General features: G+C 53.8%; 10 protein-coding genes. 2 read left to right on the plus strand and 8 right to left on the minus strand.

Going from position 1 to position 14,768, the window contains the following annotated elements; all coding sequences use genetic code 11:
* Positions 1–16: 16 nt before the first annotated feature.
* Together AC6I8X_RS02560 and AC6I8X_RS02565 are read right to left on the minus strand one after the other, a co-directional pair.
* A complete protein-coding gene (locus AC6I8X_RS02560; RefSeq protein WP_497840519.1) occupies positions 17–5,548 on the minus strand; it encodes a glutamate synthase-related protein in 5,532 nt (1,843 codons plus the stop codon).
* Between the two features lie 750 nt (positions 5,549–6,298).
* The gene (locus AC6I8X_RS02565; RefSeq protein WP_416410265.1) at positions 6,299–6,427 is read right to left on the minus strand and encodes a hypothetical protein; all 129 of its coding nucleotides are present in this window, start codon (positions 6,425–6,427) and stop codon (positions 6,299–6,301) included.
* Between the two features lie 28 nt (positions 6,428–6,455).
* On the opposite strand from AC6I8X_RS02565, the gene arcB reads away from it, so the two are divergent.
* Positions 6,456–8,801 carry an aerobic respiration two-component sensor histidine kinase ArcB gene (arcB, locus tag AC6I8X_RS02570; RefSeq protein WP_313687007.1) on the plus strand — a complete coding sequence of 782 codons (2,346 nt, stop codon included), beginning with the start codon at positions 6,456–6,458 and terminating at the stop codon, positions 8,799–8,801.
* A gap of 886 nt (positions 8,802–9,687) precedes the next feature.
* Positions 9,688–10,410 (plus strand): monofunctional biosynthetic peptidoglycan transglycosylase, encoded by a 723-nt coding sequence (mtgA, locus tag AC6I8X_RS02575; protein ID WP_084872148.1) that lies wholly within the window; start codon positions 9,688–9,690, stop codon positions 10,408–10,410.
* A 5-nt stretch (positions 10,411–10,415) separates the two neighbouring features.
* Here mtgA and npr read toward each other — a convergent pair whose 3' ends face one another.
* The 6 genes from npr to lptB all read right to left on the minus strand — a co-directional run bounded on the left by npr (position 10,416) and on the right by lptB (position 14,764).
* The gene (gene npr / locus AC6I8X_RS02580; protein WP_013507653.1) at positions 10,416–10,688 is read right to left on the minus strand and encodes a PTS phosphocarrier protein NPr; all 273 of its coding nucleotides are present in this window, start codon (positions 10,686–10,688) and stop codon (positions 10,416–10,418) included.
* Positions 10,685–11,539, minus strand: a complete 855-nt coding sequence (gene rapZ / locus AC6I8X_RS02585) for an RNase adapter RapZ (protein WP_084872149.1) — start codon at positions 11,537–11,539, stop codon at positions 10,685–10,687. Before rapZ ends, npr begins: the two co-directional genes overlap by 4 nt.
* A 52-nt stretch (positions 11,540–11,591) precedes the next feature.
* On the minus strand, positions 11,592–12,074 hold the full coding sequence (gene ptsN, locus AC6I8X_RS02590) for a PTS IIA-like nitrogen regulatory protein PtsN (protein WP_208617305.1): 483 nt from the start codon (positions 12,072–12,074) through the stop codon (positions 11,592–11,594).
* Positions 12,075–12,247: 173 nt separating this feature from the next.
* On the minus strand, positions 12,248–12,535 hold the full coding sequence (hpf, locus tag AC6I8X_RS02595) for a ribosome hibernation promoting factor (protein WP_013507656.1): 288 nt from the start codon (positions 12,533–12,535) through the stop codon (positions 12,248–12,250).
* 21 nt (positions 12,536–12,556) lie between these two features.
* Complete coding sequence (gene rpoN / locus AC6I8X_RS02600) at positions 12,557–13,990, minus strand: RNA polymerase factor sigma-54 (protein WP_084872155.1); 1,434 nt, start codon at positions 13,988–13,990, stop codon at positions 12,557–12,559.
* A gap of 48 nt (positions 13,991–14,038) precedes the next feature.
* Complete coding sequence (gene lptB / locus AC6I8X_RS02605) at positions 14,039–14,764, minus strand: LPS export ABC transporter ATP-binding protein (protein ID WP_313687528.1); 726 nt, start codon at positions 14,762–14,764, stop codon at positions 14,039–14,041.
* Between the last annotated feature and the right edge of the window lie 4 nt (positions 14,765–14,768).

Consider the following 14,768-nt stretch of genomic DNA (forward strand, 5'->3'; position numbering starts at 1 on the left):
TTCAATAGCTCGGCTATCAGGATAATTTTCCGACAGCCGCTGCGATTTCCGGCAACGCCGCACGGGCGAACAGCTCTTCAAAATCAGGCAGATGACCCAGAACATCACGGTTGCGCGCGTCCTGATAGATGATCCAGCCATAGGTCGCCAGGCTATCCATTGAGCGGATATTACGTTGTGTCAGCGCCGCTTTGTAATCCGACATACGTTTGGAGGCGATCAGGCTTGCCAGTTCGTCATCGTTGTAGTTCTCGATAGCCGAGCGCGCATGACGTTGTAGCTTGCTCACCAGCGAGAAATCTTCTGTCATCAGCAGGTTACGCACCGCTTTCTCAACAGCTGGATCTTCCACCGAGGTTCCTTTTGGCAGCTTGCTCAGTGCCAGCTGCTGCGCAAAGCTCAGCACGGTGTAGTTGTTGAGCAGCACGAACATTTCCAGCGTATCGGTGGCACCGTAAGCCGGGACCGCACCATTAGCGATGGTTTTACCGGCACGCCAGGCCGCTTTAAACTTCGCAACCTGATGTGCAGCCAGCGACGTTGACAGCTCTTCCAGCAAATCTTTACGTGACTTGGCCTTCAGAATCTCACCGCCATCCTGATAGAGCAACAGTGAACGCGGCATGACATAGACAAAGTGGTGGCACTCAGTTTCCCAGTTCGCCAGCAGCCATGCGGCACGCGGCGAGTTGGTCGCTTCCAGATGCCAGTTCAGCATGGTCAGCACCGCTTGTTTGTGCACTTTCGCCATTTCGTCTTCATCGGCGATGGAGCCAAACAACACCGAGTCTCCGGCGGCGTGCGCAGCCAGCGAACCGTACGGATCGTACTGGTAAGCAAAGCCGCCGCTCATGCCGTTACCAAAGCCTTTACCGAAGGTGCCGAGGTTGAGAATGGCACCGTTGGTCATGTATTCACAGCAGAAGTCACCGACGCCTTCAACCACAGCGGTCGCGCCTGAGTTACGTACCGCGAAGCGGTCGCCCGCCTGGCCCTGTACAAACAGACGGCCACCGGTGGCGCCAAACAGCGCGAAGTTACCGATCAGCACGTTACCATCGCTGTCCTGTGCGCCGCCGCCTGGAGACATTACCACCAGTTCGCCGCCGCACTGACCTTTACCGACGCCATCGTTACAGGTGCCATGGTGTTTCATCTGCATGCCATCGTTGCAGAAGGCACCAAATGACTGTCCGGCAGAACCGGAGGTATGGATCTGTACGGTGGCAGGAGCCAGATAATGACGACCGCGGTCGTCTTTAAACACTGCCGGGATGGCCGCTAATTGTTGCGCTGACAGCTCATGGTTCAGCATGCGTTCGATATCGATCGCCAGCTGGCCGCCCACGCTTTTGTTACGGTTGTTAAGAGTGATGCCTGCGCCCAGTTCAATGGCACGGCTGCCTTTGGCGACAAGCTGATCTTTCAGTTCTTCCACCCAGCCATCATCCAGGGCGAAATCTTTTTCCAGATACACCGGTTTGGCGATCTTCTGCTCCGGGACCACGGTCAGCATGGCGCGCAGGTCCAGCTTGCCGACTTCGAGCGGGTGATCCATCAGGTGCAGCAGGTCAGAACGGCCACGTGCTTCACGCAGTGAACGCAGACCGAGGCGTGCGAGGAACTCACGCACTTCCTGCGCCACGTTGATGAAGTACTGCGCCAGCTGACGCGGGTCACCATCAAAGGCTTCGGCGTTGGTGGTCAGACCGGCCGGGCATTTCACGTTACAGTTTTTCGCCATGACGCATTTCAGCATCATCAGCGCAGTGGTACCAAACTCGAAGCTGTCGCCGCCGAGCAGGGCAGATTTGATCACGTCGCTACCGGTCTGCTGTGCGCCTGAGCAACGCAGCTGGACTTTATCACGCAGACCATTGGCACACAGCGCCTGATGGACTTCCGCGATGCCGATTTCAGCCACACGACCGGTATATTTCAGGCTGGTAACGGATGCCGCGCCGGTACCACCGGTGTTACCGGCGACGTTGATGACATCCGCACCTGCTTTGGCTACGCCAACCGCGATGGTGCCGATACCTTCGGAGGACACCAGCTTAACGATGACGCGCACGCGTGCTGCTTTACAGTCGTGAATCAGCTGCGCCAGGTCTTCGATGGAATAGGTATCGTGATGTGGCGGCGGTGAAACCAGCTCCACACCCGGTGTACCACCACGAGCGGCCGCAATTTCTACCGTCACTTTCGGTGCCGGTAACTGGCCGCCTTCACCTGGTTTTGCCCCCTGGCCGATTTTAATCTCCAGCTCTTCCAGCATCGGATCGGCAAGGTAGGCCGCCCAGACGCCGAAGCGACCAGATGCCAGCTGTTTGATGCGTGAGGCACGGATGGTGCCGTGACGTGAATAGTGTTCGCCACCTTCACCACAGTTACTCATGCCGCCAACCATGTTGGTGCCGTGAGCCACCGCTTCGTGTGCCGGTGCCACCAGCGCACCATGGCTCATCGCACCCGACGCGAAGGTACGGGTGATTTCGTGCGCCGGCTGAATCTCTTCCAGCGGCAGCGAAGGCAGGGCAGTAAACAGGCGTGACAGGTAGTCAGCGGCTTTGCCGTAAGCGGTGATGTGCAATGCGCCATTCACCACTTCGCTACTTTCGATCTCGTCGGCGAAACGGGTTTTCAGTGCGCGCGCCAGTGCTGCCAGACGCTCGCTTTCCGGTTTCAGGCCCGCGATGGCATCAACCAGACGCAGGGTAAACTGGTTCAGGCTGCCGTTAACCGCTTCACATTGCAGGCCACGCGTTGCGAAACCGTTGTTGACCAGCGAATAACGACCCAGTTTGCGGCCAAATTCGGCTTCGCTATCAACGTGGGTCAGGTCACAGGGCAGCGCAAGGATATCGCGCAGCGCCGCCGGACGGCGTTTACGTTCGGCATACATCAGGCTGGAGAACTGACGATAATCCGGCGTGATGGCAAAGTTATCGATGACATCGTTCGGAATGCGTTCGAAGCTGCTGTCTTTAAAGGAGTCAGCTTTAATGCTGAAAGCGTTATCCAGTTTCGCCAGCGTCATCAGACGAATAAAGTTATCCTCTTCGCGTGCTTTATCAGCAAAGCGAATCGGCTGCTCCGTCATATCAATAAAGGTACGCACGGCGATGGTGCCGTAAGAGTGGCCTGCGCCTTCGGCACGTTCTTTAAACAGGCCGAGCAACGGCACTTCTGCCTCACCCTGAATTTTCAGCGAGCTTTGATGCCAGTCAACCGCCATCTGGGCGATAGCCGGGAAGCCCGCGCCACCGACCGGCGTTTTGATATTCGGGAAGTATTTTTTCAGCACCGGATCATTGGTATCGAGGAAGTTCGGCTCGAAGAACTCACCGCAGCTGTAGCTTTCCACGGTACACAGACCCACTTTGCCCATGGTTTTCATCAGCGCTTTTTCTGCGGCTTTGGCATAGCGTTTAAAGGCTTTGTTGCCTTCTTCGCCTTCGCCAAATTTCTCTTCGGCACGCATCTGCACGCCCAGCGGGTACACGGCGGATGCGCCGAAGCCCAGTGTGGCGGCGATATGGTGTGAAGAGATGCTCTGGCCGCTTTCCACCACCAGTGAAACATCCAGACGCAGACCTTCCTGCACCAGACGCTGGTTGATGGCAGACACCATCAGCAGCATCGGGATCGCTGCATGGGTCGAGGAGATATGGCGGTCAGTCAGTACCGCGATACCGCCCTGTTGACGGGCGAAATCCACCACCTGCTGTGCCAGGTCATCAATGGCTTTTTCCAGTGCCGCCGCGTTAGCCGCACGGCTGACGATATCTTTGCCGATAACCGGCTGATACAGCATCTCAAAGCGCTGGTACGGAGCCACTTTCTGCTCGCGCAGACGCAGCATATCGAGGTGAGTCAGGATTGGGGTCGGCACCACAATTTGCTGGCCTTTACTGCGGCCGAGATGTGGTTTGGCGCCCAGGGCCACGCGCAGCGTCATACCGTCCGCTTCACGGATGGAGTCGAGCGGCGGGTTCGTCACCTGCGCAAAGCGCTGTGAGAAGTAGTGCGCCATGCCGCCTTCATGATCGGACAGGCCGTTGATGGCGTTGCCGTAACCCATCGCGGAGATTTTCTCTGCGCCGGTTTGCAGCATCGGATCCATCATGAATTTGAAGCTTTCCTGGTTGTAGTAGTAGGCGACAAAACGCTGATAGGTTTTGAGGTCTCCACCATAACGCAGCGGCGAGCCGAGTTTCTCCGCCGGGATCTCCGGCAGATCTTGCAGGTCAATACGGGCTGCACTCAGCAGGGCCGGGTAGTCTTTCTCAGCGGCCAGCTTTTCCAGTGCTTCAACCGTGGTGAAGGAGCGTTTTTCACGGTGATCGTAATACAGCATACCGCCCGCTTCGATACGGCCACGGCGCAGGACACTTTCCGGCGGGAAGGCAATCTGGCCCGCTTCAGACATGGCACCGATATATTCTGCGGTCTCGACGGAACGCAGTGGGCGCAGACCAAGACGGTCCAGACGCGCGCCAATCACTTCACCGTTACCAAAGATCAATGCTGCCGGGCCATCGTTCTTCTCTTCATACAGGGAGAAATATTCCAGCATCGCGCGCACTTCAGTTGAGAGCGAGGTGTCGTTCTCCCAGGCTGGCGGCATCATCGAAACCACGGCGTTGATCAGGTCAAGATTGTCTTCCATCAGGCGGCTGTGGATGCTCTGGTCCAGACGTGAGCTGTCTGACTGGCCGTTCGGACGAACGATCTTTTTACCACGCGCCAGCGCCAATGCGGATTCGGCAATGCGGTTTTTACGGTCAGTGTTCAGTTCACCGTTATGGGCCATCAGGCGGAACGGCTGCGCCATGGTGGTGTGTGGGTCGGTGTTAGTCGAGAAACGAGTATGGAAAAACAGACCGCGAACATGGTGGTCCGGGTCGGTTAAATCTTTAAAATACGGAATGACTTCATTGGAGTTCAGGCGCGCTTTAAAGACCTGGGTGCGCGAGGAAAGCGACAGCGGGTAGAGACCGCCGAATTCGCTTTCAGTAAAGGCCTGAGCTTCAATGTCCAGCAGCGCACGATAGATGCGTTGCTCAAATTCGTTCTGGCTGGCGATGTCCTGCGGGGCAGCAAACACCCACTGCACAATCGGCAACTGGAATTGCAGGGCAGCCGGGCGCGTTACGCTGCCGTCCAGCGGCATGTCGCGTTTTACCAGCACCGGGAAGTTATAGGCTGCCAGGGTTTCTTCGACCAGACGTTCGGCATTGGCGCGCAGTTCGGCATCTTTAGGAACAAAGAAGTTACCCACGCCAAAACGGCCGACTTCCAGCGGCTGGCCAGTGACTTTACGGAAGAAGTGCAGAGAAAGATCGACGTTTACGCCAGCACCATCACCCACGCCTTCTGCCGACATCCCGCCACGGTGCGGCACTGTGCATAGTGCGCTGTGCGCCATTTGCAGGATCTCATGAGTCTGCTCGCCGTCCTTACGGGTAATGAAACCTACACCACAGCTATCACTGCCCGCTGTTGGATCATACAAGCCATAGGGATAAGGTTTTTGAGTGGACATTGAGGGTTCTCCTTAAACAAACTGCTTTGACATTACCTGCATTATTTCAAGCACAGAGCACTGCTGAGTCAGCTCACAGGCGCTGTATCAATTTCTACCCCGCCCGGCAATGAGCGGGCGTCGCAACACCGAGCAATTCCTCTCAAGACATAGTATGGACGTCCTTGGTGAGTTGCTCTTAAATCCGGGTCTCTTAACTGGAGATAACTTGCATCTAGAGGGAGTCTTCTTGCTGCATAGATATGCCGAGACACTGGCCCGACAGGAAAGCATCCAGCGGAGTTCCAACTTATCGGGAAAGCGTACTCAGGTCAAATTGCCAGCTTTATTGAGGGTAATCTGCTTTTTTGTTGGTTAACAATATGATTTTAATGATTTATTTAAGAAAAAAGTTGTCGATGTACCGGTTGGCAATCCCGCAAGAAGTGTGAGCCGTCTCACTGTGGTGCAGCCTCCAAATCTCTGCACCATGCTGGGGCTGGTGGTGTTTTCAGCATAAAATGCTGTTAAGGACACTTCGTGCACAGGATGTATCTGTTTTTCTTATGGCGTCATATTTGAATCAGGATGGGGGGTGTCATTAGTAAAATTAATCATGCTGGGCGTGCTTAAAACATCGCTTAAGTTGAATGGATATGCAAAAAGGAACAGCAACCATTGGACAATATGGCTGCCAGGGTACTGATTAGCACGGCGTGCTGAGAAATGGGCCGCAAAAGCGCGGCCCTCCAGATTATTCAGTTGGCAGAATTAGTCAAGCGCTTTACGCATAAACACCGTAACGTCGGCGAAATTGCGCTGCAATGCACCATTACGGGGCATAACAACAGCGATACGGCGCGGCCAGTCAGCGCGTATCCCCAATAATTGCGCTATCATGAGCCAGATTTCGTTCAGGGAGTGGGTAATGAAACAGATTCGTCTTTTAGCGCAATACTACGTTGATTTGATGGTCAAACTGGGGCTGGTGCGATTTTCGCTGCTGCTTGCCTCGGCACTGGTGGTGCTGGCGATGGTGGTACAGATGGCCGTCACTATGGTGTTGCGTGGCCATGTCGAGAGCATCGATGTGGTGCGTTCGGTATTCTTTGGTCTGCTGATTACACCCTGGGCGGTCTATTTCCTCTCAGTGGTGGTTGATCAACTGGAAGAGTCACGTCAGCGCCTCTCTCGGCTGGTGGATAAGCTGGAAGAGATGCGCACGCGCGATCTTGAGCTGAATCAGCAGATGAAAGAAACCATTACTCAGCTCAACCAGGAAATCGCTGACCGTATTAAAGCCGAGCAGGCGCGTGAGCAGGTGATGGATAAGCTGCGCGAAGAAATGGCGCGCCGTGAGCAGGCACAAATCGAACTTGAACAGCAATCCTCCTTCCTGCGCTCTTTCCTTGATGCTTCGCCGGACCTGGTGTTTTACCGCAATATCGATAAGCAATTTTCTGGCTGTAACCGCGCGATGGAGCTGCTCACCGGATTGAGTGAAAAGCAGCTGATTGGTCTGACGCCGCGTGACATTTATGATGAAGATGCCGCCACCAAGGTGCTGGAAACTGATGAGAAGGTGTTCCGCCATAACGTGTCGCTGACTTACGAACAGTGGCTGCAATATCCCGATGGGCGTAAAGCCTGCTTCGAAATCCGTAAAGTCCCTTATTACGATCGCGTCGGGAAGCGCAGTGGCCTGATGGGCTTTGGCCGCGATATTACCGAGCGTAAGCGCTACCAGGACGCGCTGGAGAATGCCAGCCGTGAAAAGACCACCTTCATTTCCACCATCAGCCACGAGTTGCGTACCCCACTGAACGGGATTGTCGGGCTGAGCCGCATTCTGCTGGATACCGATCTGAATCAGGAGCAGCTTAAATACCTGAAAACCATCCATGTGTCGGCCATCACCCTCGGCAACATCTTTAATGATGTGATCGAGGTGGACAAGATTGAGCGGCGTAAAGTGCAGCTGGATAACCAGCCGCTCGATTTCACCGGTTTCCTGTCCGATCTGGAAAACCTCTCCGGCCTGCTGGCGCAGCCGAAAGGGCTGAAGTTCGTAATGTCACCTGAACTGCCGCTGCCACACAAGATTTGTGCCGATGGCACGCGCCTGCGACAGATCCTGTGGAACCTGATTGGCAATGCGGTGAAGTTCACCCAGCAGGGCGAAATCGTGGTGCGTGTCGCTTATGGTCAGGATGAAACCCTGCGTTTTGAGGTGGAAGACTCCGGCATGGGTATCCCGCAGGAGGAACAGGACAAAATCTTCGCCATGTATTATCAGGTGAAAGACCAGCATGGTGGCAAACCGGCAACGGGCACCGGTATCGGGCTGGCAGTGTCACGCCGCCTGGCACAGGCGATGGGCGGCGATATCAGCGTGCGTAGCGTGCAGGGGCAGGGTTCCTGCTTCATTGTCGAGATCAAGGCTCCACGCGTCGCGGAAGAGGTTGAGGATGACAACCTTGACGACAGCATGCCGCTGCCCGCGCTGCATGTCCTGCTAGTGGAGGATATTGAGCTGAACGTGATCGTGGCACGTTCGGTGCTGGAGAAACTGGGTTGCAGCGTTGAAGTGGCGATGACCGGTACCGCAGCACTGGAGATGTTCGATCCCGAGGAGTTCGATCTGGTGCTGCTGGATATTCAGCTGCCGGACATGACAGGTCTTGACGTATCGCGCGCCATTCATCAGCGTCATGCGGGTGAGATATTGCCACCGCTGGTGGCACTGACTGCCAACGTGCTGAAAGACAAAAAAGAGTATCTGGATGCGGGCATGGATGAGGTGCTGAGTAAACCGCTGGCGGTACCGGCGCTGACGGCGATGATTAAGAAGTTCTGGGATTATCAACCTGAAGCGGATACGCCGGTGGCAGCCCCTCAGGCCGAGGAGAAAACCCGTGCGCTGCTCGATGTGCCGATGCTGGAGCAATATATCGAGCTGGTGGGGCCAGGATTGATCACCCAGAGTCTGACGATGTTTGAAAAGATGATGCCGGGTTATTTGGATGTGCTGGATTCCAACATGATGGCGCGTGACCAGAAAGGCATTGCGGAAGAAGGGCACAAAATCAAAGGCGCAGCGGGGTCTGTTGGTCTGTTGCATCTGCAAAAGCTGGCGAAACAAATTCAGTCACCGGAGTTACCTGCATGGTGGGATAATGTTCAGGAATGGATTGATGAGTTAAAACAGGAATGGCAACACGACGTGAACGTATTACGTGAGTGGGTAGCCGCGCGGGAAAGTAACAAGCCTTAGAAAAAAATGACCCCAGTCGAAACTGGGGTGCGCGAATACTGCGCCAACACCAGGGAAATTGTCGCTGTTGCTATTATTTGAGGTCTATCCTGAGCAACAGCGTGGTATTGGTTAACGCTTCCAAAACACCTTAGCAAATTCGTCATCAGTTGTGACAAGATTCATTAAATTGTGTGATGTTGAGCAGCGTTTAAATACAGAAAACATTAATTTGATGACACAGTCAAGCAAGGAATCAATTTCTTTGCCTCATTGTGTTATTTTTGACCAAATGTTCTATTTTTGCTGTGGTTATAACGTGCTGAAGCGGCAGAAAAACCCGACAAGCGCAGCGAAAGTCAGTTGGTGGCAAAATTTTTGTTTTTTTTCAGGTTAACCGACTGAAAAATGGTGTGAATATGGGAAGAGTGCCCGGGTTATCCAAAACGTTTTGGAAACCATCGACAGAAAGTTCCGGTTTATGGTTTTAACCCGGCATGTAAACCAAATGTCATATAAAATGCTTTACCACAAATGGCGGAAGTCACAGAGTATCTGCTGCGAAATTACACATTTTTTTCATAATGCTTTCGTTAATCAATGAACATGCTCAAACGCTGAGAAGGCTTAATGTTAAGTATGGCGAATCATTTGGTGTGACTCATATCACATTCGGTTAATTGTCCATAACGAACTCTTCCGATGAGAGTTTGAACATGGAACCGATTCCTTAATAGCGGAAGTGATTGATGTATTTGGCTCTATTAAAGGAACGATGGTTGCGCAGGTAATGACTTTGTTTGATAAATCAACTGGTCACTGAGTAATTTTTAGCACCCGGGTGTCGCTGAGTGTTATCGTGACCGGAGTGATTGATTAATACAGGGAACAGGTAAGAGTAAATTTGATGAGTAAGAATAAAGGGAAACTTCGGCAACGTATTAAAGTGATAATGGCAAAATTCCTGCTCGCCTGGTTGGGTATTTGGCTGGCGGCAATTTTGTTGTTTTCTTTTTTGCCGGTACCTTTCTCCGCGGTGATGGTGCAACGACAGGTCGGGGCCTGGCTGAGCGGCAATTTTGATTACGTGGCGCATTCCGATTGGGTCAGTATGGATCAGATCTCTCCGTGGATGGCGCTGGCGGTGATTGCTTCTGAAGATCAGAAATTCCCGGTCCACTGGGGATTTGATGTGCAAGCGATCCAGTCGGTGCTCGATAACGAAGGGGATGAACGCATGCGAGGTGCTTCGACGCTTTCACAGCAGACCGCAAAAAATCTGTTCCTGTGGGATGGGCGCAGTTGGGTGCGAAAAGGTCTGGAAGCCGGGCTGACGGTGGGTATTGAAACCGTATGGACCAAGCGCCGGATTCTGACGGTCTATCTGAATATCGCGGAATTGGGCAATGGGGTATTCGGTGTGGAGGAGGCGTCACAACGTTATTTCCACAAACCCGCCAGCCGTTTGACGATGTCGGAAGCGGCTCTGCTGGCGGCAGTCCTGCCGAATCCGATCCGTTTCCGCGCCGACGCGCCTTCAGGCTATATTCGTCAACGCCAGCAATGGATCATGCGGCAGATGCGCCAGCTGGGCGGGGAAGGTTTTCTGAATCGCTACAAGTTGCACTGAGGCGATTAATCTTCGTCGAAACCCGCTTCAAACAATTCGATCACCGCAGCCAGTGCCTGAGTTTCTTCCGGTCCGCTGGCTTCGATCTCAATATGGCCCCCTTTAGCCGAATCCAGCATCAGTAGCGCGATTACGCTGCTGGCTTCGGCTTCCGTTCCGGCTTCATTGCGTAGTAGTACTTCAGCGTCGAAACTCTGCACCAGCTCAAACAGTTTCATGGCCGGGCGGGCATGCATCCCCAGCTTGTTACGAATCTCAACGGTCTGCTTCACGGTCATGATTTGCGTTTTTCCAGGGTGCGATGACGGGACTGCACATTTTTTCCACGTGAGCGGAAGTAATCGGCCAGTTGTTCGGCAATGTACACCGAACGGTGTTTACCCCCGGTACAGCCAATGGCGACAGTGAGGTAACTGCGATTATTGGTTTCCAGCATCGGCAGCCACAGCTCAAGATAACTGCGCGTCTGGTAGATAAAGTTATGTACTTCGGTATGTCGATCGAGAAACGCTGCCACCGGACGATCGAGGCCGGTCATCGGACGCAGTTTCGGATCCCAGTGCGGGTTAGGCAGAAAACGCACATCAAAGACATAATCGGCATCGATTGGAATACCATGTTTGAAGCCAAAGGATTCAAACACCATGGTCAGTTCACGTTCGCGTTTACCCAGCAGACGGGTCCGCAGCATCTCGGCCAGCTCATGCACCGACATCTCTGAGGTGTCGATAATCAGATCGGCGCGTGAACGCAGCGGCTCCAGTAAATCGCTTTCCTCATCAATGGCGCTCTCCAGTGACAGGTTTTTACTGGAAAGCGGATGCAGGCGGCGGGTATCGCTGTAGCGACGAATCAGCGTGTTGCGATCGGCATCGAGAAACAAAAGCTGCGGCGCAAAGGACTCCGGCAGATTATTGAGGGCGGTTTCAAAAATCTCCGGCGATTCGGGCATGTTCCGCACGTCAATACTGACGGCGGCTGAGATATTGCGTTCGGTTAACGTATTTGCCAGTTCGGGCAGCAGCACCACTGGCAGATTATCGACACAGTAAAATCCCATGTCCTCAAGCGCACGCAACGCGACTGATTTTCCTGAGCCTGACCGACCGCTAACGATCATCAGCACCATCACATTTCTCCCGTTTTAAACTGGCACCCTGGCCGGTAAAAGTGTCTGTCGCTTAAGGATGGTCGTCCTGCGCTTCTGTGATAATGGCATAGAGTTCTTCATCGCTCTGCGCTGCGCGCAGACGACGACAGACGGTTTTATCTGCCAGGCGTTTTGCCACCAGCGATAGCGTATGCAGATGGGTTTTACACTGGTCCGCCGGCACCAGCAGCGCAAACAGCAGGTCTACTGGCTGATTATCGACCGCGTCAAAGGCGATCGGCTGATCGAGGCTGATAAACACACCTACGGCGCGCAGGGTGTCTTCTTCCAGCTTGCCATGCGGAATAGCAATGCCATTGCCAATACCGGTACTGCCCATGCGTTCACGGGTGAGGATTGCTTCGAAAAGCGTCTGGTGAGGCAGATTGAGCTGCTTAGCTGCCAGCTCGCTGATAATTTCCAGCGCACGTTTTTTACTCTGGCAGTGTACGCCGCTGCGGGTGCAGTCCAGCGTGAGGACCGAGCTCAATTCCAGTGTCAGATCGTTGTTCATCATCGTTTCACTTGCGAGTTCACATAGCCGCGAGGATCACCCACTTTAACCCGTTAGCAGGGAAAATGCAGGTTCTCCTGTTGGCGCTTGCGCAGATGACAAAACGGGGCGGTCAGCCCGCCCCATTCTGTGCTCTGAGTGCCGAACCGGTCAGCACTCTGCAAGCGTGAAGGTTAGTGTTTTTTCAGTTTGTCTTTATGTTTAGTCAACTGACGGGAAAGCTTGTCGATCAATCCGTCAATGGCCGCGTACATATCTTCCGCTTCCGATGTCGCGTGCAACTCCCCGCCGTTCACATGCAAGGTTGCATCAGCAATCTGCGTTACCTTCTCCACTTTCAGAACAATATAGACCTGATTGATACGATCAAAATAGTGTTCCAGTTTGGCAAATTTGCTATTTACAAATTCACGCAGCGGTTCGGTAATCTCTACATTCAGTCCGGTAAGGTTTATCTGCATAGGTCTTCCTTCTCAATACATTCAAACCAGCTGTTTACGCTGATTCGAGGGCGGGATGGACAAAGACTCGCGATACTTAGCAACCGTACGGCGGGCCACCATGATGCCCTGTTCAGATAACATGGAGGTCAGTTTGCTGTCGCTCAAGGGTTTTGCGGGGTTTTCCGCAGAGATCAATTTTTTCACCAGCGCACGTATTGCCGTGGAAGAGGCTTCGCCACCGCCTTCGGTGTTCACATGGCTGGAGAAAAAATACTTCAGTTCAAAGATGCCACGCGGGCTATGTAAATACTTCTGCGTGGTGACGCGCGAAATTGTGGATTCATGCATATCCACGGCTGAGGCGATATCCGCCAGCACCATGGGGCGCATATACTCCTCGCCCTGCTCAAAGAACGCCTGCTGCTGCTCGACAATACAACGTGTCACTTTTAGCAGCGTGTCGTTGCGGCTCTCCAGGCTCTTAATCAGCCATCGGGCTTCCTGTAAGTTGCTGCGGATGAACTGGCTATCGCTGTCATTACGCGCAGCTCCGCCCATCGCGGCATAATGCTGGTTGATTTTCAGACGTGGCACGCTGTCAGCATTCAGTTCGACCGTCCAGCGCGTGCCGGTTTTGCGTACCAGCACATCAGGAATGACATATTCCGGTTCGCTGGTATTCACCGACTGGCCCGGACGCGGATCGAGCGACTGAATCAGCAGCATGGCATCTTTCAACACATCTTCTTTCAGACGCGTGACACGCATCAGACTGCGGAAATCATGATTGGCCAGCAGATCGAGATGTTCACTGACGATGAGGCGCGCTTCGGCCAGCATCGGTATATCACTGGCATATTGTGAAAGCTGGACCAGCAGACAATCACGTAAATCACGAGCACCGACACCGACCGGGTCAAAACGCTGCACGCGTTTCAGTACCGCTTCCACTTCGTCCAGCGTCAGCTCCTCATCGCCAATGCTGTCGCAGATATCCTGCAACGTCACGGTGAGGTAGCCGGTATCGTCAATCGCATCCACAATCGAGGTCGCAATGGCACGGTCAGTATCAGTGAAGGGCGTCAACTCGACCTGCCACATCAGGTAGTCCTGCAATGACTGCGTCGTCTCCCCCTGGTACACCGGCAATTCATCATCCTGATAATCGGTCCCGGTGCCTGAAGGTGTACCGGCGGTGTAGATCTCATCCCAGGTGGCGTCGAGCGGCAACTCTTCCGGCATATCCTTTTGTTCGAGTGCCTCTCGAGTGTCGAGCGCTTCGCTCTCCTGATATTCGCGTGTGTCTACTTCTTCATGGAGATCTGATTGTTCAAGCAATGGATTGCTTTCCAGCGCCAGTTGTAATTCCTGCTGGAGTTCAAGCGTAGAGAGTTGCAGCAAGCGGATTGCCTGCTGCAACTGGGGTGTCATCGCCAGCTGTTGGCTGAGCCTGAGTTGCAAACCTTGCTTCATAATCCGGATTGAATTTCCTAAGCAAACGTCGGAGGTTACGACACCTTATCAGAGTCTGAACTCTTCGCCCAAATAAACACGCTTAACCTGCTCATCTGCAAGTATTTCATCGGGGGTGCCGTGGGCAATCAAATGCCCCTGGCTGACGATGTAAGCGCGTTCACAAACGGCAAGGGTTTCGCGCACGTTGTGGTCGGTGATCAGCACGCCCAGCCCGCTATCGCGCAGATGCTCAATGATCTTCTTGATATCAATAACGGAAATGGGGTCGACCCCCGCAAATGGTTCATCCAGCAGGATGAATTTAGGGTTGGCAGCCAGCGCACGGGCAATCTCCACACGGCGGCGTTCACCACCGGAAAGCGCCTGACCCATGCTGTCACGCAGGTGCTCAATGTGGAACTCTTCCATTAGTTCATTGGCACGGTCCTGGCGCTGTTCTTCGCTAAGATCTTCACGAACCTGCAATACCGCCATCAGGTTGTCGTAAACGCTCAGGCGACGGAAAATCGATGCTTCCTGCGGCAGATAACCAATGCCACGGCGCGCGCGCGCATGCAGTGGCAGGATACTGATGTCTTCATCATCAATGACGATGCGACCGGCATCACGCGGCACAATACCTACCACCATGTAGAAGGTGGTGGTTTTACCGGCCCCGTTGGGGCCCAGCAGGCCGACGATTTCGCCGGATTTCACCTGCAGGCTAACGTCTTCTACCACGCGGCGGCCTTTATAGGCTTTCGCCAGGTTTTCAGCGATCAGTGTGGCCATAGAA

It is taken from the genome of Pantoea sp. X-Soil-TKNS-1280 (assembly GCF_059730475.1).